Source organism: Massilia sp. 05N420 (assembly GCF_056397205.1).
In genome coordinates, this window is the sequence record NZ_JBFTMX010000274.1 from 1 (window position 1) to 366 (window position 366).

Consider the following 366-nt stretch of genomic DNA (forward strand, 5'->3'; position numbering starts at 1 on the left):
GATCGCCGCCGCCTTTCAGGTTGATCTGGTGAAGACCCTCCGGCGTCAGCACATGCTGACCTTCGATCGAAGCGCGGGGCTGTCCATCGAGGGCCGCCAGCAGCTTGGCCTTCCAGTTCGAAATCGGCCCGTCGCCATCGATCGACAGATTGACGGATGGATCGCCCGGCAGCGACAGCAACGTCGCCATCACGCCGCCCTTCGGTTCGGCAAGCTGAGCCTTGAGGCGAAGGTGGTTTTCCTCGGGCATGAAGGCAACGTCGGCGTTCAGCTTGGCGTCCGGCACCGACTGGCGATTGACGTTGAGAACCGCGTGGCCGCCGCTCTGATCGGCCTGGAGATTGCCGCCCGCGACCAGCGTGAAGG

The 366-nt window shown here is 64.5% G+C and carries 1 protein-coding gene; it reads right to left on the reverse strand.

Annotated elements, in window-relative coordinates; all coding sequences use genetic code 11:
• Nucleotides 1-366: hypothetical protein (locus AC1DIX_RS28305; RefSeq protein WP_477328689.1), on the reverse strand; the 366-nt coding region annotated here is incomplete at both ends.